Here is a 19,385-nt window from a genome sequence, read left to right as displayed (position 1 = left end):
TGCCGGAGCGGGCTGGACCATGACGTCGGGGTGCGGCGGTGGAGCGTCGTGCACGTGGCTGGCCTGCAGAAGCGGTGCGCAAGCATAGCCGGCTGCCCAGTGCAGGCGCACCCGGCGCCGGGCGCGTTATTGCGCGGCCAGGATCAACGCATCCACATCCAGCGCGTGGCCGGCGCGTGCGGCCTTGGTGCGCAGGTATTGCTCGTTTTCGGCGGTGATGTCGCCGGTGATCGCGATGCGGTCTTCGACCACGATGCCGGCCGCGCGCAGGCGCTCGGCCTTGGCCGGGTTATTGGTCAGCAGCCGGATCCGGCTGATGCCCAGCCCGCGCAGCATCGCCACCGCACTGCCGTAGCGGCGCTCGTCCGGACCAAAGCCCAATTGCGCGTCGGCATCGATGGTGTCCAGGCCCGCATGCTGATAGCCGTAGGCGCGCATCTTGGCGGCGATGCCGGTGCCGCGACCTTCCTGGTCCAGATACAGCAGTACGCCGCCACCGAGCTCCTTCAGCTTGGCCAGGCCGTGCCGCAGCTGGTCGCCGCAATCGCATTTGAGCGAGCCGAACAGGTCGCCGGTGAGGCACGACGAATGCACGCGCACGGGCACGGCAGTGCTCAGGTCAGGCTGGCCGACCACGATCGCCACCTGATCGCGCTGCGCCACGCCGCCGCGAAACACCACGAACTCGCTCATGCCCAGGCCGCGCAGCGGCACCGGAGTGCGGGTCACCAACTCGTAGCCGGCAGCCGAGGAGGTGGCACAGCCGCGGCTCAGATCGTCCAGCGCCAGCGACTGGCAGCCGGCGAACGCGGCATGGTCGTGCACATCGCGCAGCTCCACCGCCAGCAGCGCCGGCAGCAGCAGGCCAAGCCGCGCGATCTCCACGCCGCCGGCATCCAGCGCATCGCCGGCCGTCCACTGCGCGGGCACCGGGGTGTCGCGCAGGTAGGCCAGCGCGGCGAGCTGGTCGTAGCTGTGATCGAGCAAGCCCACGCGCGCGCCCTGCGGCGCACTCAGCCCCAGCACATGGGCGCGGGTGGGCGTCACGAAGAGATAGTGGCGTCCCCGCGCGGCGCGGGCGAAAGCCGCATACGACTGCGCCGTGCTGCTATCCAGCGCCAGCACCGCACGCGCCTGCCCATCCGCCGCCGTCAGCAGGACCGGGCGCCCGGCGCGCAGTTCGGAGGCGGCGCGCTCACAGCGAATGGCCGCCGGATCGCCGAAGGCCTGTGCGCTGGGGGAGGGGAGGGGGCTGCTCATGCACGACTCCAAATGGGGATTGCCACGGCCGCTTCAAGGCGGACGCCGCCGCGGTCACTGCCTGATCGCATCTGCCCATTGTCGCGCGCCTGGCAACAGGCAGTCGCCACAACCGGGTAGAACGCTGCATCCAGCCGCTGCCGATTGAGTGGGCGGGCCTGGGCCGCTTGGTTGCCCTGCGGCCCGCGTTGTTCAGGGTGCGGCAATGCTTTCTAATCGGGCCACCTCCATGTTCGTCGGGCCCCATGCACATTGTCGATTGCAGCCACGCGCGCCATGCCAGTGCCATCCTGGACATCTTCAACGAAGCCATCGCCAATTCCACCGCGCTGTACGACTACCGTCCCCGGCCACCGGAGAGCATGGTCGGCTGGTTCGCCACCAAGCAGGCGGGCGGCTTTCCGGTGATCGGCGTGGAGCACGACGACGGCACCCTGATGGGCTTTGCCAGCTACGGCACCTTTCGCGCCTGGCCCGCCTTCAAGTACAGCGTCGAGCATTCGATCTACGTGCATCGCGACCATCGCGGCAAGGGCCTGGGACGTCTGCTGCTGCAGGCCCTGATCGCAGCGGCGCAAGTGCGCGGCGTGCACGTGCTGGTGGGCGGCATCGATGCCAGCAACCAGGCCAGCATCGCGTTGCACGAACAGTTCGGTTTCACCCACGCCGGCACCGTGCGCGAAGCCGGTTTCAAGTTCGGGCGCTGGCTGGACCTGGCGTTCTACCAACGCATCCTGGACACACCTGCCGATCCGCACGACGACTGAGCTCGGTCGCTAGTGCGGATGCCGCTCGGTCGCATACGGGTTGGCCTCGCCGCTGCCCGGCGGACGCAGGGTGTAGCGCTTGTAGGTCCACTGATATTGCGCCGGGTCGCGCCGGGCGATCTGTTCGATGCCGGCGTTGAGCGCGCTGGCCGCACGCACCGGGTCCGCATCGGCCACTGCCGGGTCGGCCGGTTGCACATGCAGCGCGAACTGCAGATCGTCGCCGGCGCGCTCGCACCAGCCGTACAACACGATCGCCCCGGTCCGCTCGGCCAGCCGGTTGACCAAGGTCATGGTCAAGGCCGGAATGCCGAAGAACGGCGCGAACACGCCATCGCCCATCTTCGGTTGCTGGTCGGGCAGGATGCCGACCGCGCCGCCGTCCTTGAGCACCTTGAACAACTGCCGCACTGCCGGGCCTTCGGCGCGCACCTGGCGCACGTTGTCGCCACCACGTGCCAACTGCAGGAAGCCATCCACCGCCTCGGACTCCGGCGGCCGGTAGACAATCGCGATCGGCCCGCGTTCGGACAGCCACTGGTTGAGCAATTCCCAGTTGCCGAAATGGGGCGCCGCCACGATGACCCCGCGCCCGGAGGCCAGCGCGGCGTCGTAGAGTTCCTGGCCGTTGCGCTGCAGGCGCGCCAGGTTCTCCGCCGGCGGGCGGGTCCAGGTGCGCAGCACTTCCAGCGTCTGCCGCGCGGTCGATTGCAGGATCTGCGCATGCAAGCGCGCGCGCTGCTCGGCGCTCAGTTCCGGATACGCCAGCTCCAGATTGCGGCGCGCCACGCGTGATTCGCGTGCATTGAGCTTGCGCCAGCTCCAGGCCAGCGTGTCGGCCACGCGCTTGAGCAGCGGCCACGGCAAGCGGCCCACGGTGGCGGCGGTGGCATACAACAGGCGAGCGCGAACATCAGGTGTCATCGGCGCAATTCTAAACAGCGCAGACCACGAAGGCCCGCGCGTGACAGTGCCGGCAGCGCTGGGCATGCTGCGCGGCACAGTTTGCCGCCCGAGAATGCCCATGCTTGCACTGATCCAGCGCGTCACCCGCGCCGCCGTCACGGTCGATGACCAGATCGTCGGGCAGATCGGCCCCGGGCTGCTGGCGCTGATCGGCGTGGAGCCCGGCGACAGCGACGCGCAGATCCGGCGCCTGGCCGAGCGGCTGCTGAGCTACCGGGTATTCGGCGACGACGCCGGCAAGATGAACCGCTCACTCACCGATACCGGCGGCGGCCTGCTGCTGGTCAGCCAGTTCAGCCTGGCTGCGGACACCAGTTCCGGCAACCGCCCAGGCTTCAGCACCGCCGCGCCACCACTGGAGGCTGAACCGGCGTTCAATCAATTGGTGGCGATCTGCCGCGAAAAACATCGCGGTGGGGTGGAAACCGGGCGTTTTGGTGCCCATATGGTTGTCGACCTGGTCAACGATGGCCCGGTGACCTTCCTTCTCAGACCCTAGATACACCACGTCCACCAGCGGTCCCGTCTTGAATCCGGCAGACCGGGCTTCACGCTGGTATAATGCTAGGTTCTCTTTCCAATCTCAAAGCCGGTGGCGCGAGCACTCATGGCCAACGAACGTCCTGCCCAGCAATCCGACATCAAGCTACTGATCAGCAAGGGCCTGGAACAGGGCTATCTGACCTACGCCGAAGTCAATGACCATCTGCCCGACGACCTCGTCGACCCGGAGCAGATCGAAGACATCATCAGCATGATCAACGGCATGGGCATCGATGTCCATGAAGTTGCACCCGATGCCGAAACCCTGTTGCTCAACGATGGCAACACCGGCAACCGCGAGGTTGACGACACCGCCGCCGAAGAAGCTGCCGCCGCGCTGACCGCGCTGGACACCGAAGGTGGCCGCACCACCGACCCGGTGCGCATGTACATGCGCGAGATGGGCACGGTCGAGCTGCTGACCCGCGAAGGCGAAATCGCCATCGCCAAGCGCATCGAAGAAGGCCTCAGCCAGGTCCAGGCCGCATTGGGCGTGTTCCCGCTGTCGACCGAAATGCTGCTGGCCGATTACGAAGCGCACAAGGAAGGCAAGAAGCGTCTGGCCGAGATCGTGGTTGGCTTCAACGACCTGATCGAAGAAGCCGATGCAGCCGCTGCTGCGCTCGCCGCGGCCGGCCCGGTCGCCGTGTCCGACGATGAAGCGGTCGACGAAGACGACGACGAAGACGGCGATGACGAGGCCGCCGAAGAAGAGGCCGGCCCGACCGGTCCGGATCCGGTGGAAGTGGCCACGCGCATGGAGAACCTGGCCAACGAATACGCCAAGTTCAAGAAGGCCTATGCCAAGAACGGCGCCGAGCACAAGCTGGTGGTCAAGGCCCGCGAAGACATGGCCGCCATCTTCACCACGCTCAAGCTGCCGCTGCCGCTGACCGACGCGCTGGTCACCCAGCTGCGTGGTGTGGTCAATGGCATCAAGGATCACGAGCGCAAGGTGCTGCACCTGGCCACCACCGTGGCACGCATGCCGCGCAAGGACTTCATCCGCTCCTGGGAAGGCAACCAGACCAACCTGGAATGGGTGGAAGACGCACTCAAGCGCAAGCAGAAGTGGTCGTCGGCGCTGCGCGACGTCAAGGACCAGATCATCTCCGAGCAGCAGGGCTCGATCGAGATGGAAAAGGCCAACTACCTGACCCTGGGCGAGATCAAGGAAATCAGCCGTGCGATGGCCTATGGCGAAGCCAAGGCGCGCAAGGCCAAGAAGGAAATGGTCGAGGCCAACCTGCGTCTGGTGATCTCCATCGCCAAGAAGTACACCAACCGCGGCCTGCAGTTCCTGGACCTGATCCAGGAAGGCAACATCGGCCTGATGAAGGCCGTGGACAAGTTCGAATACCGTCGCGGTTACAAGTTCTCGACGTATGCCACGTGGTGGATCCGTCAGGCCATCACCCGTTCGATCGCCGATCAGGCGCGCACCATCCGTATTCCGGTGCACATGATCGAAACGATCAACAAGTTGAACCGCATTTCCCGTCAGATGCTCCAGCAGTTCGGCCGCGAGGCCACGCCGGAGGAGCTGGCCAAGGAAATGGACATGCCCGAGGACAAGATCCGCAAGGTGATGAAAATCGCCAAGGAGCCGATCTCGATGGAAACCCCGATCGGCGACGACGAGGATTCGCATCTGGGCGACTTCATCGAGGACACCAATGTGGAGTCCCCGATCGACAACACCACCAACATCAATCTCTCCGAGACGGTGCGTGACGTGTTGGCCGGCCTCACCCCGCGCGAGGCGAAGGTGCTGCGCATGCGCTTCGGTATCGACATGAACACCGATCACACGCTGGAAGAGGTCGGTAAGCAGTTCGACGTCACCCGTGAGCGGATTCGTCAGATAGAGGCCAAGGCGTTGCGCAAGCTGCGTCACCCGAGCCGTTCGGAACAGCTGCGCTCGTTTCTGGATATCGACTGATGCCGCGGTCGTAACCGTGCAGTGATCACACAGCAGCCCCGCTCATGCGGGGCTGTTGCGTTATGGCGCAGGCAGTTGGCTATGCTTGGTAGCGGGTAGCGGTTGGTCGCATGCAAGGCATGCGTCAGTGAGGTAGCGCCGCGATGTTTCACGTACCGCCGACGAAGCTACACGGCCACGCAACATTAAACCGATGTTTCTGCAAACCTCACGTGGCGTTCTGACCGCGACTTCTAAGTTGGCCGACGAATGGAGACGAGATTGCTTTATGAGCAGGCAAAGCCGCTTTGAAACCACCACGTACCGCGAACACGAGATCCGCGTACGCGCCGAGCAGGCTTCCCCTGATGCCAAGTGGACGCTCTGGGTGGACGTGTACGCGCTCGGCGGCAAGCGCCAGCCGCGTATCGGCTGCAATGGGCTGGCCTATGCGACGTACCAGGAGGCCATTGCACACGGCTTCCGCGCGGGTCGGCAGCTGATTGATGGGCAGTTTGAGACGGCTGATGCGTGAGGGGCGGGGATTTGGGATTGGTGATTCGGGATGGGTAGGTTTGCTGGGTGCGTCTAGATGACGCGATCGCGTGCATCACGCTAGGAAATCTGATGCCAAAGCCCAGCCGCCGCTGGGCTTTTTGTTGTGGGCAGCCGATACGTGATCTCGTGGCAGTGAGCGCTGTATCGCTGCAGGCAGAGGGCGCATAGCAGACACGGCAACGTCCACACAGGTAAACTTTCGCGTCCGCGGCACGGCCCGACATGCTCGCCATCTCGCCGCCAGACACTCGGGCCTATAGCTCAACGGTTAGAGCAGAGGACTCATAATCCTTTGGTTCCAGGTTCGAATCCTGGTGGGCCCACCAATTGCGCATGCGTAGCGCTCTCCTGTTCCTGTAGGCATAGTTGGCTTGAGGATCCCCGCCAAGCTAGTTTCCGCCGACGCAAGACCGCCGCGGTTAGCGCGTCGCGCTTGAACGCCACCTACTTCCGTTACACCTCGTGGGCAGAAAACAAGTTCACCACGCTGGCAGGCGAATTGAAGCCGAAGAACTGTGCATGATTGCTCGCACTCTGCTCCGCGAGAGCGGTGCTACGTGGGAACAGCGCATTGTCATAGGCACTCAGTGCCGCCTCGATCTGGCCCGGGTTCTCAATGATCGAACGTGCGAGCTCGGCTCCGTCGTAAATGGCGAGGTTTGCACCTTCTCCCGCAAACGGTGACATCAGGTGCGCAGCGTCGCCGACGAGCGTTACGCCGGGAGTGCGTGCCCAAGCATGTTCGATCGGCAATGCATAAATCGGGCGAATGATGGGCGCGCTGTCAGTGTGGGTAATCATGGCCAACAGAGCTGGAGCCCAATCTTCGAACTCTTTGGCAATGCGGCGCATCGCGGCTGTAGGCCGGCCAAAATCGAGCTCGCGAAACCATGCTTCGGGCTTGGTCAACGCAATGTAGCTGCGTAGCGCGCCGTCTGCGTATCTGTGAGTAAAGATGCCTTGGCCGGGGGCTACAGCCATCAATGTGCCGGGCCCGACCATCTTGGCGCTAGCCGGACATTTGGTGCTGGCATCGGTGAGAGATGTCTCGATAAAAGTGGTGCCCACGTATGCGGGGGGTGCGGTCGACAGCAACGGCCGAACCTTCGACCATGCGCCGTCCGCTCCGACAACCAGGTCCGCCGTGATCGATGAACCGTCGGCAAAAGTGAGGGCAAGCGCTCCGTCCGCATTGCGTGCTGCCCGTATGAGCTTGCGACCCCAATAAATGGCATCGGAGGGCAGAGAGTCAATCAACAGCCGGCGGAGTGCGCTGCGGTCCACCTCCGGTCTGAGAGAGCCGACAGAGCGTTGTCTGTCGAACAGAATCGTGCCGTGCTTGTCACTGACGCGCTTGGCATCCTCGCCCGGGAGGACGAGGGACAGGAAGGCGTCGTGGAGGCCTGCCGCGGTTAAGCCTAGCTGCCCGTTCCATTCGTGTATGTCTAGCAGGCCGCCTTGTGATCTGGTGTTGCGTGAAGCCTCGGCCTCATAGATGGTGGCGGAGATGCCGTTGATGTGGAGGACACGTGCGAGTGTCAAACCGCCCAGACCAGCACCGACGATAGCGATCTGATCAGTTGAAGATGGACGTGGGTTGGTGTTGTTGGCTGTCATGAGCGCTCCAAATACAACGAGCGTTCGCACAGGCGGCAGCTCGAAGAAAGGCCGGGTGATCTCGGCGAGGGGCGCTGGCCAACTTAGCAAGCATGCTGGATGGCGTGTATTCGATCTCTTGGTGCCGACGGCACACAGGCGAACGTTTTTCGCGTCGCGCGCATTCTTGCATTGATCCGCTTCCTCGAACAATCCCTTGGAAGAGCAGGTTCGTAACGCGTCAGCCGCACTCGGAACGTGGGCGGATCAGCGCCGCGCCGCGGCAGCCACCGCAAAGCTGTCTTCAAGCATCAGGAAGTGCGAGATCTCGTTCCCCGTGATGGTGAGCACGATCGTAAACGGCGTCTCGATGAGCTTTCCGGTGGCGGTGATGCGGCTGGCGAGCTCGCCCACGATGACGGCGCGGTCGTTGCTGGCCAGTAGGTCATGCACCTCGAACCGGATGCGCTCCATCAGGGTGCCGGAATCACGCACGAACGCTTCCACCGCGCCGCGCCCGCTGCGTCGCCCAATCCACGGCAGTGCGGATGGATCGCCTGGGATATGCCATTGCAGATCCGCACTGAACATCGCCGCGATCGTCTCAGGCGATGCACCGGAGCCGATCTTTTCAAGGAAGTTTTGCGCAATCGCCAAATTGTTTTGCATGCTCATCTTGTTTGTCTCTGGTGGGCTGGAAGTGCACTCACGGTAGCGCGCTGCACGTATGGTCAGATCTGGGTCAGGCCGCCGTCCACTGTCAGCTCGATGCCGGTGATGTAGGAGGCATCGTCCGATGCCAGGAAGGACATCGCCTTGGCCATCTCATCCGGGCTCGCTGCGCGGCCCAGCGGGGCCTTCAGTTGGATTTCGGCCAGGTAGGCGTCGATGTCTTCGTCGCTCATGCCCAATTCGGATTTATAGGCGGGTGTGACCACGACGCCGGGCGCGATCAGGTTGATGCGAATGTCGCGACCTTTCAGTTCCGATGCCCATGTCCTGACGAAAGAGCGCAGTGCCGCCTTCGTTGCGGCATACACGCCGAAATTGGCGACGCCTTGATTGGCCGCGATGGAGCCCGTCACCACGATGGCGCTGCCGGCGCGCATCAGTGGCAGCGCCTTCTGCACGGTCAGCAGGGTGCCCTTGACGTTGATGTCGAAGTACTTGTCGAAGCCTGCTTCGGTAATGGATTCGATTGGCGCAAATTCGCCGCCGCCTGCGTTGGCAAGCAGCAGGTCCAGTCGTCCATGCGCGGTGGCGATGACGTCCATGACGGCGTCAAGCTCTGCACCAACGGAAATGTCGGCGCGTACCGCCGTGGCGCCATGGCCGATCTCGACGACCGCCCGGTCCAGTTCCTGCTGCCGGCGGCCGCTGATGACCACCGTTGCGCCCTCCAGCGCCAGCCGCTTTGCGGCGGCCAGGCCGATGCCCGAGCTGCCGCCGGTGACCAGGGCAATCTTCCCGGCGTGTTTGGTGGGGTGGATGTTGGCCAGATCCTGGACGTGCATGGTGTTTGCCTCTTGAGCGGAGTTCCCGCGTTGCAGGCAGTCTATTGACCCTCGCTGCGGCGATAAATGGGCGCATTGTTGATTCTTTATTCCCCTGTGGGAATAATCCGGCGCTCTAGACGGAGCGATCAATGGATCACCTGCAGGCAATCCGCGCCTTTGCGCGCGTTGTGGAAACCGGTGGGTTCAACCGTGCGGCGGAATCGCTGCAGATGCCCAATGCCACGCTGAGCAAGTCGATCAGCGCGCTGGAAAAACATCTGGGAGTCACATTGCTTGAACGCAGCACGCGCCGCGTGCGTGTCAGCAACGACGGCGCTGCGTATTACGCGCGCGTGCGGCACCTGCTCACGGAGCTGGACGACGTGGAAGCCACGTTGGGGCGTGCCCAGGGCAGCCCCAAGGGCCGGCTTCGTGTAGATACGGGAGGCTCGACGGCGTGCGGATTGTTGATACCCGCATTGCCGGAGTTCTGTGCGCGCTATCCGGATATCCAGCTGCAGCTTGGCGTCACCGATCGCACGGTGGATGTCATCGGCGAAAACATCGACTGCGCGATCCGCAGCACGGCAGACGACGGCGCGCTGATATCGCGCAAGATCGGCAGCCTTGCCTGGACCACCTGCGCGAGCCCTGACTATCTCGCACGCTACGGTGTCCCGACCCATCCGAAACAGCTGAAAAGCCTGGCGTTTCCCGTGGTGGGCTACTTCTCCGCGCATAGCGGCAAAGCGCCGCCGTTGCATTTCCTGGACGATGGCGCGCCGCTGGAGATCGTTCCCAACTGCAGCATGATGGTCAACGAGAGCAACGCGCATCTGGCGACCGGATTGGCCGGGCTCGGGCTGATCCACACGCTCGATTTCATGGTGCGGCCGGCCATCGAACGCGGCGCGCTGGTGCCGGTCCTGCAGGACTGGCGCCCGGCGCCATTGGATGTCTTCATCGCCTATGCGCCCAGCCGACAGCTGAGCACCAAGGTGCGTGTGTTTATCGAGTGGGTGAGCGAAATCTATGCCCGGAGCGGGCAGACACATTCGGCAATCGAGCGCTGACGAACGCAACCTGTGGCGTTCACGTGATGTGCGGCGTTTGCTTCCGGGCGTTGTGGCATCGCATCGGCCCGGGGCCGGTTCGCTTTTGCGCCGTGCTCACCGTACTGCGAGGTTGCCGGGCCTGTCCGACAAGGCATGCAGCACACGCCGGACAGGCATCGCCCTCGACGGCGCCCCGCCCCGGAGCGATTGCGTGCAAATATACGTTTCATATACGATTCGTATATCGACGCAAAACGGGATCCATCATGGGCATCGTCAATATCGACGACGACCTGCACGATCAACTGCGCCGTGCGTGCACGGTGAGTAGCCGTTCGATCAATGCGCAGGCCAATTTCTGGATCAAGGTCGGCATGCTGTGCGAGATGCATCCGGACACGACGTTTCAGCAGATCGTGGCCGAACAATTGCGCGCGGCGGGCGTACGGCCGCAAGCCTTGAAACCGGGCCGGGCGTGATCAAGTCGCCCGACGAGATCGCGCTGATGGCGGTGTCTGGCCAGCTCCTGGCGCAGGTATTCGATGCGCTGGATCGCTTGCCCCTGGAAGGTCGCAGCACGCTGGAACTCAACGGGTTTGTCGAGCGCATGATTGTCGATGAGCTCGACGCACGGCCTGCGAGCAAGGGGCAGTACGGTTTCGAGTTCGTACTCAACGCATCCATCGACGATGTGGTCTGCCATGGCGTGCCATCGGCAGACGACGTGTTGCGCAGCGGGCAGATCGTCAACCTGGACATTACGCTGGAAAAGAACGGCTATATCGCCGATTCCAGTACCACGTACCTGGTGGGCGAGGTCGCTTACCCGGCACGTCGCCTGGTGCAGGCCACGTATCAGGCGATGTGGAAAGGGATTGCAGCGGTGCGCCCTGGCGCGCGCTTGGGCGATATCGGCCATGCCGTTGCGCGGCACGCGCGTGCGCACGGCTATAGCGTGGTCAAGGAATACTGCGGGCACGGCATCGGCCGTGAGATGCATGAAGACCCGCAAATTCTGCACTACGGCCACGCGGGCACCGGCTTGGAACTGCAGGAAGGCATGGTGTTCACCATCGAGCCGATGATCAACCAGGGCCGTGCGGCGATCCGTTCGCAACCGGATCAGTGGCCGGTGCATACGCGCGATGGCAGGTTGTCGGCGCAGTTCGAACATACCGTGGCGGTGACGCGCACTGGCGTACGTGTGTTGACCTTGCGGCCCGCCGAAGTGCCGCTGTGCGTGGTGGAGTGACGCACCGCAACGCATGGCGTCAGGCGGCTGTCAGTCGGCCTGCACGCGCGGCGTCGCCTCTGGTCGGCGCGGAATCAGCGGGGTGGTGTTGGTGTGCAGAAGCATGCGCACGGCCGCTTCGACACTGATGAAACGGCTGCGTTGCAGCAGATAGGACAGCATGAGAAGCCCCGCGAACATCAGCGTGGCCCCTGGCCTGACGACGGTTGCCGGAACCAGGAACCCAACCACCATCATCACTACGGTCCAGTTGCAGAAACCGCTCACGATGATCTCGCGTTGCCGACGGTCGATCACGATGCGCCCGCGCATGATCATCGGATAGACACCGCCGACGAACAGGAAGGTTTCGCGAAACGCATACACGTCTTCGGACAGGCGATGGAACCGCAAGTCGGGCCAGCGCGATGGCTCGACCGCATTTTCTACCTGCGCCAGCGAAAAGCAGGCCAACGCATCGCGGGTCACCGCAATACGCCGTGTAAACACCGGCAGGCCCCAGCTGAAGTAGGGGCGGTTCCAGGTGATCAGCAAGAGGCCTTCGGTGGCAATCAAGCCCAGCAGCAGGTAGAGCATCGTGCATCCCTGTTCGAGTGGCTCAACGATCGCACGCGCAGGTGCGCCGCGTGCCGGCTCCGATTCTGGCGCCTGAATGCCTGGCCCTGCAATCACGCCTGCGGCGCGGCGCGCGTTTCATCGCCGCGCCAGATTGGCTCAGGTCAGCGGCGCTCATGCACACTAGGCCCCACAGCGGACGCCGGCTCTGCCGGTGCCGATCCCGCAATCACTGGTCCCATGCAGCCACTTTCCCACACCTTGCCGGCCGTGCACGCCATGGCGGCGCAACTCCGCCGGCCGCTGGACGGCTTGCGCAGGCAGCTGCGCGCCAACGATCTCTGGTTCATCGCCTTGGCCGCGCTGGTGGGGCTGATCGCGGCTGGATTGATGGTGCTGCAGGCCGGTATCGCGCATGGCCTGCAGAGCTGGCTGTACGCGCTCGCGCCCGAGCAGCGGCTCAGCACGGCCACCTCGATGACGGCAACGCAGTTGCTGGTGTTGCCGCTGGGCGGCTTGCTGGTTGGTCTGGTGACGCTGATGGCGCGGCGGCGCAAGCGGCCCCTCGTGGATGCGGTGGAAGCCAATGCCTTGCATGGCGGGCGCATGTCGATGCGCGACAACCTGATCGTTGCGGTGCAGACCTTGTTGTCCAACGGCTTCGGTGCGTCGGTGGGACTGGAGGCGACCTACACCCAAATGGGGTCGGGTGCCGGCTCGCAGCTGGGGCGCGTGTTGCGGGTGCGGCGTGCCGACATGCGCACGCTGGTGGGCGCCGGCGCGGCCGGTGCGATTGCCGGCGCCTTCGGCGCGCCGCTGGCCGGTGCGTTCTATGCGTTCGAGATCGTCATCGGTGCCTACACGCCATCGGCATTGGCACCGGTGGCCGCCGCCGCATTGGCTGGCGCGTTCATGGCCAATGCCCTGGGCGCAGCGCCGTACTCGTTGCCTGCTGCGGTGGCCTACCAATTGCAGCCGCGCGACTATGCGGTCTACATCGCGCTGGGCCTGGCGTGCGCGTTGATCGGCATTGCGGTGATGCGCCTGGTCGCCGGCATCGAACGCGGCGTGGGCCGCATCAATCTGCCGGTGTGGGGGCGCCCGGTCATCGGTGGGTTGCTGCTGATTCCGCTGGCGCTGTATTCGCCGCAGGTGCTGTCCTCGGGGCATGGCGCATTGCATCTGGACCTGACCAGCAGCAGTACCTTGCAGGTGCTCGCCATCCTGCTGGTGCTCAAGTGCATTGCGTCGGGAATTTCGCTGGGTTTCGGCTTCCGCGGCGGTCTGTTCTTCGCATCGTTGTTCATGGGCTCGCTGGTGGGCAGCCTGTTCGCGGTGAGCCTGAACCTGTTGCTGGGCGCTGCGGTGGTGGACACCACCAGTGCATCGCTGGTGGGCATGGCTGCATTGGCGGCGGCCATCGTTGGCGCGCCGATGACCATGGCCATGTTGATCCTGGAAGGCACGCACGATTTCGTGCTGGCCAGCGCAGTGATGGCGGCGGTGCTGGTGGCCAATACCGTGGTGCGGCAGGTGTTCGGTTATTCGTTCTCCACCTGGCGGCTGCATCTGCGTGGCGAAAACATCCGCAGTGCGCGCGATGTGGGCTGGGTGCGCAATCTGTCGGCTGGCAAGATGATGCGCAAGGATGCCAACCACACCGCGCACGACATCAGCGTGGCCGAATTCCGCCGGCGGTTCCCGTTGGGCTCCACGCAACGCGTGGTGCTGGAAGATGCAGACGGACACTATGCCGGCGTGGTGCCGCTGGCCGTGCTGTACGCCGACAATGTGCAGCTGGACGCCCCGGTCGGCGACTATGCCAAGCACCGCGATGCGGCGCTGCTGGCCGACACCGACATCGTGGCGATCATGAAGGTCTTCGATACGACACAGGCCGATGAGTTGGCCGTGATCGACAGCGATCGCAAGGTACTGGGCGTGCTGTCGGAGGGATTCGTGCGCAAGCGCTACGCCGAAGAACTGGAAAAACGCGAGCGCGAACTGATGGGCGAACGCGTGGCTAGCGACGACTGAGCCGCGTGCTGTCAGCAACGGCTGCGCGCATGCGTGCGCATCGTTGATCTGTGTCTGATGTTCGATGCGGAGGCACAGGCGCAGCGTCGGGTTGTTCGGGCTGGCCTGAGCGCGTTAGTATCGCCACTGCTCAAGAACGATCTCCTTGGACACATGACACCACCCTGACCTCAGGCCTTACGCGCTCGCAGTTGCTGCGAAGGTCCAGGTGTTTGACGTGCATGTAATGCGCCGTGTGGTTGCCGGCGCATGGAGTCGTTCAATGTCCAGAAGTTTCCCGTTGCGCCAGCAATGGCTCGGCAACGTGCGTGGCGATGTGCTCGCCGGCATCGTGGTCGCGCTTGCGCTGATTCCCGAAGCCATCGCGTTTTCGATCATTGCCGGCGTTGATCCCAAGGTTGGGCTCTACGCGGCGTTCTGTCTTGCAGTGGTGACTTCGATCGCCGGTGGTCGGCCAGGCATGATTTCTGCCGCCACCGGTGCCATGGCGTTGTTGATGGTGGATGTGGTCAAGGACCATGGGGTGCAGTACCTGCTGGCGGCGACCGTGCTGGCGGGCGTGCTGCAGCTGATTGCAGCCGCATTGCGTCTGGGCGCATTGATGCGTTTTGTCTCGCGCTCGGTGATCACCGGCTTCGTCAACGCATTGGCAATTCTGATCTTCCTGGCACAGCTGCCGGAGTTGGTCGGCATGCCATGGCCGGTGTATGCGGTGTGTGCAGCGGCATTGGTCATCATCTATCTGCTCCCGCGCGTCACCACGGCGATTCCTTCGCCGCTGGTCGCAATTGTGGTGTTGACGGCGGCATGCGCGTACTGGCACCTCGATCTCCGGCACGTGGGCGACATGGGCCACCTGCCTGATAGCCTGCCGGTATTTTTGCTGCCGGACGTGCCGCTGACATGGGACAGCGTGCGCATCCTGCTGCCGGTATCGACGACGCTGGCGGTGGTCGGCTTGCTGGAGTCGTTGATGACGGCGCAGATTGTCGAAGACCTGACCGATACCCCATCGCAGCGCAACCGCGAATGCGCAGGTCAAGGACTGGCGAACATGGTGGCGGGCTGCTTCGGTGGCATGGCTGGCTGCGCGATGATCGGGCAGTCGGTCATCAATGTGCGCTCGGGCGGACGTGGGCGCTTGTCGTGCCTGGTGGCCGGCGTCGTCCTGCTGCTGATGGTGGTGTACGGCGCGGCCTGGGTGCGCCAGATTCCGATGGCGGCACTGGTGGCGGTGATGATCATGGTCAGCATCGGCACCTTCAACTGGAGGTCGCTGCGCGATCTGCGCAGGCACCCGGCAAGTTCGTCGGTGGTGATGTGGGGCACCGTCGTGGTCACGGTCTGGACGCACGATCTGGCACGCGGCGTGTTGGCCGGCGTCCTGCTGTCGGCACTGTTCTTCGCGCGCAAGGTCGGGCGCATGCTGCAGGTGCAGGCCAGCGATGGTGACGATGGGGTACGCGTGTATGCGGTGCGCGGCCAGGTGTTCTTCGCATCGGCCGGGCAATTCGTCGCCAGCTTCGATTTCCTCGGCACGCCGCCGAAGGTGCTGATCGATCTGAGCCAGGCGCATTTCTGGGACATCAGTGCGGTAGCGGCGCTGGATCGGGTGGTGTTCAAATTGCGTGCGCACGGCGCCGAGGTCGAGGTGGCTGGCGCGAATCAGGCCAGCGACGCGCTGATCGACACCCTAGGAACCCATCGGCGCGATGGCGCGCGGCTCCAGCTCGGTCACTGAGCTGGGCTGCTCGCGTCCAGCCAGCGCGGCTGTCGGCGAGGCCGATTGGCGTGCATGCGCGTCCAGCAATGCGGACAGTCGACGATGGCAATCGCGGAAGGCCAGTGCAGAGGCCGGCATGTCGCAGGCGTCGAAGGTGCGTGCCTCGGCCTTCCAGGAGGCGAGCAGGTCTTCCAGATCGCAGATCAAGCTCGGCATGGTGTTTCCTCGGTAGGCGTCCTGCTGTCTACGGGGAGAGGCGATACGCGGATACAAGCCGGCGCGGGGCGACCCTGCGCTGAGCCACAATGGTTCAGATACTGCGATGAACGGCGCATTTTTTGGGTGCGGCACACGTGCGCATCACAGGGCCGGGAGGAGGGTGGGCAGGCGGTCTTCTGCCGCGGGAGCTGACCATGGGCAACAACCAGAATGCCAACCGGGGTATCGACGACCCGACGCCACCCAACGGCGTCAAGGCGCCGGGCAAGAATGAGGATCTGCTGCAGGACGGGCCTGCGCAGGACAGCGAAATCGATGACGACGACAGCATCGAGGACGAACTGGATGAGGACGAAGAGGACGAAGAGGACACCTGAGGTTGGCTCTGCGGGACGCACGCGATTGCGGCGAGCCCCGACGGCGCACGACAGGCCCCGATGCTGTCGACGGCGCGAGGTGCCATGGCCGTCGCTGCAGTGGCGGCCGGTGCGCCTCTTTCAAGGCAGGCGCCAGCGACACGGCGGACCCGGCCTGCCGAGAATGCAAGGCTTGTGGATGTCCGTCATCGACCGCCGGCGGCCAGCGTCAACACAAGCCGGCTCGCCACACATTGCGTGCGGTCCTAAACTCCAGGGCCTTTCGATCGCGTTGATACCGCCATGGACACCCTGCCGCCGTTACCTTCCATCGCACTGGGCGAGTACCGTCATTTCAAAGGCGGCCGCTATGAGGTGCTCGGTGTGGTGCGCAGCAGCGAAACCCTGGAGCCGCTGGTGCTGTATCGGCCACTGGAGCGCGATATCGGGTTGTGGGTGCGCCCGTATGCGATGTTCGTCGAGCAGGTCGAGGTGGACGGTGTTGCCCGCGCTCGCTTCGAACGCGTGGAGTGAGTGCCGCGCGCACTGCCGCGATGCGGCAACCGTACGCCTGGCCTTGAGCGCGCGATGACTGCCGCGACCACGCCCCTCACGACGCCCGACGGCCGTTACCTCATCGTGCGAGAGCGCCTGTGGCGCACCAGCAACCCGCACCTGAGCGAAGAGGTGCGTGCCGCGTTGGTCAGTGCACTCATGGATGCGCGACGCGCGGTCAAGGCCGCCAAGCGCGACGACGATGCACAACGCCTGTTGGCCGCGCGCGGTGCGGTCGATGCAGCCAAGGTCGCCTTGGGTGAACGCGGCGCGGTGTGGTGGACCGATGGTGCCAAGGATTTCAACCGGCATCTGGTCAAGAACACCCCGTACGCTGCGTGGTTTGCGGCAAGCGGCCCCGCGCCCCGGCCTGCAAGCGTCGACACGCCTGCAGGTCTCGATTGACAACGACGCCTGTGTCGCTACGACGAATGCCCTGACCGCGGCGTCGCATTCCACCGGCATGGTCTCGTTCAACCGGGCAAAAACCCTTTGGCGCGCAGTGCTGGCTCGAAACGGCGTATGCCGACATCCACCAACTGATGCAGCACGAACGGGTCTTGCGCCACAACCCGATCCAGTGCCGACGCATCGGTGTGGTGGGCTAGCACGATGCCGCCAAGACCATCGGCCGATGGGCCGGCCGCGAGGAATAGCCCAGTATCGATGTGCTCCCGCAACCACTGCTTGTGGGCGTCCAGATGTGCGGCCAGTGCCGGCGGGGCGACGCGATAGGTGAGGGTGATGAGATGCAACATGGCTCAGGCCTCCACGCGCGCGCGCGACCCCGCGCCCGACACTGCGCCCGACACTGCGCCCGACACTGCGCACGACATCGGCAATGGAGGCCTGCGCACTGATCAATGCGGCCGCGGCCGGCTCCGGACCACGCGACTGATTTTCCGCGCGCACGAAGTGCACGTCGCGCACGCCCAGAAAGCCGAACGTTGCGGTCAGATACGCCTCCTGAAAATCCAGTGAGGCCATCGGCCCTTGCGTGTACATGCCCCCGCGCGAGGACGCCACGATCAGCTGCTTGCCGCCGGCCAGGCCTTCGGGCCCGTTAGCGGTATAACGAAACGTACGGCCGGGCTGGGCGATGCGATCGATCCAGGCCTTGAGTTGGGTCGGCACCGAAAAGTTGTACATCGGCGCGCCGATCACCACGATGTCGCTGGCGAGGAATTCGTCCACCAGTTGCTCGGACAATGCATGTTCGGCCACCAATGCCGCGTCGCTGGCTGGTTGCGGCAGCGGGCGGAAGCCGGCAGCAATCGCGCCGGAAAGGTGCGCGATGGGAACCGCGGCAAGGTCGCGATAGGTGGCGTGTAGATCGTCAATCGCTGCGTGCAGGTCCTGCACCACCTGGGCGGTGAGCTGGCGGGAGACCGACGTGTCGGTCAGGATGCTGGAATCGAGATGGAGCAAGCGCATGGTGGGCTCGTGTGCTGTGGTCGGTGGCGGCACTCTACGAAGCGCCCTCGGGCGCAGGTAGGCCGCTGGCGGATGACAAACTGTCCTGCCTGGCAGGACAATGACGGCCTCCTTGCGTGGGGTTGGATTCAGATGGAAGACCTCAACGACTTCGCGCTGCTGGTGGCAGTGGTCGACCACGGCAGCTTCTCGGCGGCCGGTCGCGCGTTGGGGTTTCCCCGCTCCAAGGTCAGTCGGCGGGTGGCAGATCTGGAGCAACGCCTGGGCGTGCGGCTGTTGCAGCGTTCAACCCGTGCGGTCAGCCTCACCGAGGTCGGTGCCGAGTTCTATACGCACTGCAAATCCATCACCCGCTCGGCGCAATGGGCGCTGGATGTGGCCGAGCGCGCCACGCAGCATCCCTCCGGCCGGATCCGCGTGAGCTGCCCGACCGGTGTGGCGCATCTGTTTCTGGCCGAGCTCTTGCCGCGGTTTTTGTTGGCGCATCCGGATGTGCAGGTCGATCTGGAGCTGACCAGTCGACGGGTGGAACTGATTGCCGAAGGCATCGACGTGGCGATACGGGTGCGTTCGAGCCTGGACGATTCCGGCTTGATCCTGCGCTCGTTCGGCGTCAGCCGGCAGGCGTTGGTGGCAAGCCCCGGGTTCGTGCACGCGCATGGGCCGTTCGCCTCTGCCGCGGCACTGCATGAGGTACTGGGAATGGGCCCGCGTGGCGTCAATGGCGAGCCGCCCCGGTGGCGGCTCACCAGCCCGCAAGGCACCAGCGAACTGGTGGACTACCGTTCGCGCCTGTTCACCGAGGATGTCGAGCTGCTGCACCACGCGGCGCTGGCCGGCATGGGCGTGGCGCAGTTGCCGCTGGCCCTGTGCAGGGGCAGCATCGCCCGCGGCGAACTGGTGGTGCTATTGGGCGACCACACGTTGCCGGTGCATCAACTACACGCCGTGTATCCCTCGCGTCGCGGACTGGCGCCGGGCGTGCGCGCCTTGATCGAGTTCCTGGTCGACGTCCTGCCTGCGGTGCTGGAGAGCGCCGAACACGACGTATCAGGCTAAGCGCAGCGGACAAAACGACTGCGCAGCGCCAGG

Annotated in this window: 21 protein-coding genes, 1 tRNA gene and 1 pseudogene; 14 read left to right on the top strand and 9 right to left on the bottom strand. The window is 64.5% G+C overall.

The features are described from left to right. Positions 1 to 126: 126 nt before the first annotated feature. Positions 127 to 1,260 (bottom strand): GTP cyclohydrolase II RibA, encoded by a 1,134-nt coding sequence (gene ribA, locus ACCQ07_RS18430; protein ID WP_071118383.1) that lies wholly within the window; start codon positions 1,258 to 1,260, stop codon positions 127 to 129. A gap of 245 nt (positions 1,261 to 1,505) precedes the next feature. On the opposite strand from ribA, the gene ACCQ07_RS18425 reads away from it, so the two are divergent. Continuing rightward, a complete protein-coding gene (locus tag ACCQ07_RS18425; protein ID WP_008572803.1) occupies positions 1,506 to 2,027 on the top strand; it encodes a GNAT family N-acetyltransferase in 522 nt (173 codons plus the stop codon). Positions 2,028 to 2,036: 9 nt separating this feature from the next. Here ACCQ07_RS18425 and ACCQ07_RS18420 read toward each other — a convergent pair whose 3' ends face one another. Then, a complete protein-coding gene (locus tag ACCQ07_RS18420; RefSeq protein WP_029820466.1) occupies positions 2,037 to 3,053 on the bottom strand; it encodes a lauroyl acyltransferase in 1,017 nt (338 codons plus the stop codon). On the opposite strand from ACCQ07_RS18420, the gene dtd reads away from it, so the two are divergent. The 4 genes from dtd (at position 3,052) to ACCQ07_RS18400 (ending at position 6,341) form a co-directional block, all read left to right on the top strand. Further along, the gene (dtd, locus tag ACCQ07_RS18415) at positions 3,052 to 3,492 is read left to right on the top strand and encodes a D-aminoacyl-tRNA deacylase (RefSeq protein ID WP_372363529.1); all 441 of its coding nucleotides are present in this window, start codon (positions 3,052 to 3,054) and stop codon (positions 3,490 to 3,492) included. The two genes, ACCQ07_RS18420 and dtd, sit on opposite strands and share 2 nt — an antisense overlap. A gap of 108 nt (positions 3,493 to 3,600) precedes the next feature. Then, the gene (gene rpoD / locus ACCQ07_RS18410; RefSeq protein ID WP_008572798.1) at positions 3,601 to 5,478 is read left to right on the top strand and encodes an RNA polymerase sigma factor RpoD; all 1,878 of its coding nucleotides are present in this window, start codon (positions 3,601 to 3,603) and stop codon (positions 5,476 to 5,478) included. A 193-nt stretch (positions 5,479 to 5,671) separates the two neighbouring features. Continuing rightward, positions 5,672 to 5,992, top strand: coding sequence for a hypothetical protein (locus ACCQ07_RS18405; RefSeq protein ID WP_011348769.1), 321 nt, complete (start codon positions 5,672 to 5,674; stop codon positions 5,990 to 5,992). Positions 5,993 to 6,265: 273 nt separating this feature from the next. Further along, positions 6,266 to 6,341 (top strand) — tRNA-Ile (locus ACCQ07_RS18400). A gap of 127 nt (positions 6,342 to 6,468) precedes the next feature. Here the strand turns inward: ACCQ07_RS18400 and ACCQ07_RS18395 are convergent. The 3 genes from ACCQ07_RS18395 to ACCQ07_RS18385 all read right to left on the bottom strand — a co-directional run bounded on the left by ACCQ07_RS18395 (position 6,469) and on the right by ACCQ07_RS18385 (position 9,125). Then, positions 6,469 to 7,632 carry an FAD-dependent oxidoreductase gene (locus ACCQ07_RS18395; RefSeq protein WP_372363528.1) on the bottom strand — a complete coding sequence of 388 codons (1,164 nt, stop codon included), beginning with the start codon at positions 7,630 to 7,632 and terminating at the stop codon, positions 6,469 to 6,471. A 246-nt stretch (positions 7,633 to 7,878) separates the two neighbouring features. After that, complete coding sequence (locus tag ACCQ07_RS18390; protein ID WP_122272268.1) at positions 7,879 to 8,286, bottom strand: nuclear transport factor 2 family protein; 408 nt, start codon at positions 8,284 to 8,286, stop codon at positions 7,879 to 7,881. Positions 8,287 to 8,342: 56 nt separating this feature from the next. Further along, entirely contained in the window at positions 8,343 to 9,125 is a 783-nt protein-coding gene (locus tag ACCQ07_RS18385; RefSeq protein WP_372364167.1) for an SDR family oxidoreductase, read from the bottom strand. Between the two features lie 131 nt (positions 9,126 to 9,256). On the opposite strand from ACCQ07_RS18385, the gene ACCQ07_RS18380 reads away from it, so the two are divergent. From ACCQ07_RS18380 to map, 3 genes are all read left to right on the top strand, one after another. Next, the gene (locus tag ACCQ07_RS18380) at positions 9,257 to 10,180 is read left to right on the top strand and encodes a LysR family transcriptional regulator (protein WP_372363526.1); all 924 of its coding nucleotides are present in this window, start codon (positions 9,257 to 9,259) and stop codon (positions 10,178 to 10,180) included. A gap of 248 nt (positions 10,181 to 10,428) precedes the next feature. Next, a complete protein-coding gene (locus ACCQ07_RS18375) occupies positions 10,429 to 10,641 on the top strand; it encodes a ParD-like family protein (protein WP_014091192.1) in 213 nt (70 codons plus the stop codon). Next, positions 10,638 to 11,414, top strand: a complete 777-nt coding sequence (map, locus tag ACCQ07_RS18370; protein ID WP_041469838.1) for a type I methionyl aminopeptidase — start codon at positions 10,638 to 10,640, stop codon at positions 11,412 to 11,414. The genes ACCQ07_RS18375 and map overlap by 4 nt, the downstream gene beginning before the upstream one ends. A gap of 30 nt (positions 11,415 to 11,444) precedes the next feature. Here map and ACCQ07_RS18365 read toward each other — a convergent pair whose 3' ends face one another. Next, positions 11,445 to 11,990: a hypothetical protein gene (locus tag ACCQ07_RS18365; protein WP_014091190.1), complete on the bottom strand. Its 546-nt coding sequence runs from the start codon at positions 11,988 to 11,990 to the stop codon at positions 11,445 to 11,447. Positions 11,991 to 12,248: 258 nt separating this feature from the next. On the opposite strand from ACCQ07_RS18365, the gene ACCQ07_RS18360 reads away from it, so the two are divergent. Then, positions 12,249 to 14,006: a chloride channel protein gene (locus tag ACCQ07_RS18360; RefSeq protein WP_031425045.1), complete on the top strand. Its 1,758-nt coding sequence runs from the start codon at positions 12,249 to 12,251 to the stop codon at positions 14,004 to 14,006. Between the two features lie 262 nt (positions 14,007 to 14,268). After that, the gene (locus ACCQ07_RS18355) at positions 14,269 to 15,747 is read left to right on the top strand and encodes a SulP family inorganic anion transporter (protein ID WP_372164460.1); all 1,479 of its coding nucleotides are present in this window, start codon (positions 14,269 to 14,271) and stop codon (positions 15,745 to 15,747) included. Here the strand turns inward: ACCQ07_RS18355 and ACCQ07_RS18350 are convergent. Further along, positions 15,700 to 15,945 carry a hypothetical protein gene (locus ACCQ07_RS18350; protein ID WP_029820410.1) on the bottom strand — a complete coding sequence of 82 codons (246 nt, stop codon included), beginning with the start codon at positions 15,943 to 15,945 and terminating at the stop codon, positions 15,700 to 15,702. The two genes, ACCQ07_RS18355 and ACCQ07_RS18350, sit on opposite strands and share 48 nt — an antisense overlap. 197 nt (positions 15,946 to 16,142) lie before the next feature. On the opposite strand from ACCQ07_RS18350, the gene ACCQ07_RS18345 reads away from it, so the two are divergent. The 3 genes from ACCQ07_RS18345 (at position 16,143) to ACCQ07_RS18335 (ending at position 17,264) form a co-directional block, all read left to right on the top strand. Next, a complete protein-coding gene (locus tag ACCQ07_RS18345) occupies positions 16,143 to 16,325 on the top strand; it encodes a hypothetical protein (RefSeq protein WP_008577644.1) in 183 nt (60 codons plus the stop codon). Positions 16,326 to 16,607: 282 nt separating this feature from the next. Continuing rightward, positions 16,608 to 16,838 carry a DUF1653 domain-containing protein gene (locus tag ACCQ07_RS18340; protein ID WP_008577645.1) on the top strand — a complete coding sequence of 77 codons (231 nt, stop codon included), beginning with the start codon at positions 16,608 to 16,610 and terminating at the stop codon, positions 16,836 to 16,838. Positions 16,839 to 16,892: 54 nt separating this feature from the next. Further along, positions 16,893 to 17,264: a hypothetical protein gene (locus tag ACCQ07_RS18335; protein ID WP_008577647.1), complete on the top strand. Its 372-nt coding sequence runs from the start codon at positions 16,893 to 16,895 to the stop codon at positions 17,262 to 17,264. Positions 17,265 to 17,332: 68 nt separating this feature from the next. Here ACCQ07_RS18335 and ACCQ07_RS18330 read toward each other — a convergent pair whose 3' ends face one another. Both ACCQ07_RS18330 and ACCQ07_RS18325 read right to left on the bottom strand, forming a co-directional pair. After that, positions 17,333 to 17,617 carry a YciI family protein gene (locus tag ACCQ07_RS18330; protein ID WP_008577649.1) on the bottom strand — a complete coding sequence of 95 codons (285 nt, stop codon included), beginning with the start codon at positions 17,615 to 17,617 and terminating at the stop codon, positions 17,333 to 17,335. Between the two features lie 49 nt (positions 17,618 to 17,666). Continuing rightward, positions 17,667 to 18,293: pseudogene (locus ACCQ07_RS18325) on the bottom strand (FMN-dependent NADH-azoreductase); the annotation flags it as partial. Positions 18,294 to 18,425: 132 nt separating this feature from the next. Between ACCQ07_RS18325 and ACCQ07_RS18320 the strand changes: the two are divergent. Further along, positions 18,426 to 19,352, top strand: a complete 927-nt coding sequence (locus ACCQ07_RS18320; protein WP_372363525.1) for a LysR family transcriptional regulator — start codon at positions 18,426 to 18,428, stop codon at positions 19,350 to 19,352. The last annotated feature ends 33 nt before the right edge of the window (positions 19,353 to 19,385 follow it).

Origin of the sequence: Xanthomonas sp. NCPPB 3583 (assembly GCF_041475715.2) — a bacterium.
Lineage (GTDB): Bacteria > Pseudomonadota > Gammaproteobacteria > Xanthomonadales > Xanthomonadaceae > Xanthomonas > Xanthomonas euvesicatoria.
This window is presented reverse-complemented; position numbering and strand designations above follow the sequence as displayed.

Bases quoted from the DNA above. Each gene is read 5' to 3' on its own strand.
- ribA (WP_071118383.1), bottom strand. From the start codon at position 1,260: ATGAGCAGCCCCCTCCCCTCCCCCAGCGCACAGGCCTTCGGCGATCCG.
- ACCQ07_RS18425 (WP_008572803.1), top strand. From the start codon at position 1,506: ATGCACATTGTCGATTGCAGCCACGCGCGCCATGCCAGTGCCATCCTG.
- dtd (WP_372363529.1), top strand. From the start codon at position 3,052: ATGCTTGCACTGATCCAGCGCGTCACCCGCGCCGCCGTCACGGTCGAT.
- ACCQ07_RS18420 (WP_029820466.1), bottom strand. From the start codon at position 3,053: ATGGGCATTCTCGGGCGGCAAACTGTGCCGCGCAGCATGCCCAGCGCT.
- rpoD (WP_008572798.1), top strand. From the start codon at position 3,601: ATGGCCAACGAACGTCCTGCCCAGCAATCCGACATCAAGCTACTGATC.
- ACCQ07_RS18405 (WP_011348769.1), top strand. From the start codon at position 5,672: ATGTTTCTGCAAACCTCACGTGGCGTTCTGACCGCGACTTCTAAGTTG.
- ACCQ07_RS18395 (WP_372363528.1), bottom strand. From the start codon at position 7,632: ATGACAGCCAACAACACCAACCCACGTCCATCTTCAACTGATCAGATC.
- ACCQ07_RS18390 (WP_122272268.1), bottom strand. From the start codon at position 8,286: ATGAGCATGCAAAACAATTTGGCGATTGCGCAAAACTTCCTTGAAAAG.
- ACCQ07_RS18385 (WP_372364167.1), bottom strand. From the start codon at position 9,125: ATGCACGTCCAGGATCTGGCCAACATCCACCCCACCAAACACGCCGGG.
- ACCQ07_RS18380 (WP_372363526.1), top strand. From the start codon at position 9,257: ATGGATCACCTGCAGGCAATCCGCGCCTTTGCGCGCGTTGTGGAAACC.
- ACCQ07_RS18375 (WP_014091192.1), top strand. From the start codon at position 10,429: ATGGGCATCGTCAATATCGACGACGACCTGCACGATCAACTGCGCCGT.
- ACCQ07_RS18365 (WP_014091190.1), bottom strand. From the start codon at position 11,990: ATGCTCTACCTGCTGCTGGGCTTGATTGCCACCGAAGGCCTCTTGCTG.
- ACCQ07_RS18360 (WP_031425045.1), top strand. From the start codon at position 12,249: ATGGCGGCGCAACTCCGCCGGCCGCTGGACGGCTTGCGCAGGCAGCTG.
- ACCQ07_RS18355 (WP_372164460.1), top strand. From the start codon at position 14,269: ATGTCCAGAAGTTTCCCGTTGCGCCAGCAATGGCTCGGCAACGTGCGT.
- ACCQ07_RS18350 (WP_029820410.1), bottom strand. From the start codon at position 15,945: ATGCCGAGCTTGATCTGCGATCTGGAAGACCTGCTCGCCTCCTGGAAG.
- ACCQ07_RS18345 (WP_008577644.1), top strand. From the start codon at position 16,143: ATGGGCAACAACCAGAATGCCAACCGGGGTATCGACGACCCGACGCCA.
- ACCQ07_RS18340 (WP_008577645.1), top strand. From the start codon at position 16,608: ATGGACACCCTGCCGCCGTTACCTTCCATCGCACTGGGCGAGTACCGT.
- ACCQ07_RS18335 (WP_008577647.1), top strand. From the start codon at position 16,893: ATGACTGCCGCGACCACGCCCCTCACGACGCCCGACGGCCGTTACCTC.
- ACCQ07_RS18330 (WP_008577649.1), bottom strand. From the start codon at position 17,617: ATGTTGCATCTCATCACCCTCACCTATCGCGTCGCCCCGCCGGCACTG.
- ACCQ07_RS18320 (WP_372363525.1), top strand. From the start codon at position 18,426: ATGGAAGACCTCAACGACTTCGCGCTGCTGGTGGCAGTGGTCGACCAC.